The following is a 1,552-nucleotide window of genomic DNA, read 5'->3' as shown; positions in this document are numbered from 1 at the left end:
CCGCAGGCTCGCGCCCCGATGCGCTAACCAGCGAGGTTCGCAAGTGAAGGGTCGCACACGTAGCATACAGTTACTTACATTGCCCCTCGGCAGGTAATGCGCCAACATAACGCCAAGGCATGATCACTCGCCCGGACTCGGCGACAGAACATCGCTGACAACCAGGTTCACATACCTTGGAGGGACGGCAATGGAGATCAAGTTTCCGCGTTGGCCTGTTGGGACTGTGGCCATACTAACGTTCTTGATCTGCTCGGGTCCGCCCTCTTTCGCGATTGCTCAGGATCAAGTCGCTGCTACAGCCAGCGCAGCGGCTACCCCGGCGCCCGAACCGCTCGACGAGGATGAACTCGAAGTTCTGGTAGCGCGAATAGCGCTCTATCCCGATGAACTTGTCGCGGTGATTTCCGAAGCGTCGCTTTATCCATTGCAGATCGTGGAAGCGAACCGGTTTTTGGATCAGGTCGCCAAGAAGCCAGGCCTGAAACCGAAGGAGAGCTGGGACGGAAGCGTCATCTCACTGCTCAACTATCCCGACATCGTCAAAATGATGAACGACGATCTGGAGTGGACCCAGGCGCTTGGCGACGCACTGACGTATCAGCAAAAAGACGTTCTGGTCGCCATTCAGCAGTTGCGCGACACGGCTGTCGCCAAAGGCGTGATCAAGTCGGATGACAAGATCAAGGTTGTCGAGGAGAACGACAATGTCGTCATCCAGTCCGCGAGCGCAGACACGATCTACGTTCCACGGTATGAGCCGCAAATGCTCTATACCACCGACTATCCGGTCGCTCCGATCTCCTATTATCCAGACTCCTACCCAAGTTATTATTACCCCACTGCGCCCTATTTCGCGGCCTTCGTGACAGGCGCCGTCTGGGCAGCGGCAGTGGATTGGGATGACTGGGGTGTGTCAGGAGGCCGCTGGAACGGCAACGATATCGATATCGACTGCAACGATTGCTTCAACAACAGAAACGGCAAGGTCAATTTCAACGACGTCGACTGGAAAAACGTCGACCGTTCGAAAATAAATTTCGACAAGAACCAATTCGCCAACGTCGACAAATCGAAGATCAGCAATCGGGTCAAGTCCGACGATCGCAACAATATGCGCAACAAGGCGTCCGATCTAAAAAGGGACCGAGCGAGCACGCTTGCCGGAAAGTCCGGCAAGGTGAAGGACGTCCGCCAACGCGAAATCAGAGAGGGCTTGAAAAACCGCCCCCCGGCGTCGAGGCAGGATTTCAAAAAGCCAACCAACAACAATCAGATTGCCGGGGCACGAAAGAACGATCGCCCTGCAGCCAAGGCGTCAGGGAGGATCGATCGCCCGGTTGGCAAGCCGAGGCCGGCAGCGAGAGTGGACAACAGGCCGAGGAATCCTTCGGGTCTTGGCAACGTCAGCTCCGGAAAACGTCAGCAAATTTCCTCCAACCRCGGTGCGAGGAGCATGGGAGGTGGAATTCGTAGCGGCGGCGGTGGCGGCAACAAAATGATCAGGCACGGCGGTGGCAGGCAGGGCGGCGGCGGGCGCGGCGGCGGCGGG

The 1,552-nt window shown here is 57.3% G+C and carries 1 protein-coding gene; it reads left to right on the top strand.

Going from position 1 to position 1,552, the window contains the following annotated elements; genetic code table 11:
• Nucleotides 1–190: 190 nt before the first annotated feature.
• The coding region (locus tag ACXJ7R_RS32180; protein WP_457155323.1) for a DUF3300 domain-containing protein at nucleotides 191–1,552 on the top strand (1,362 nt) is incomplete at its 3' end.

It is taken from the genome of Mesorhizobium sp. P5_C1, assembly GCF_054049815.1.
Note: the sequence above shows the minus strand (reverse complement) of the source record. Positions and strands in the feature narration are given on the sequence as shown.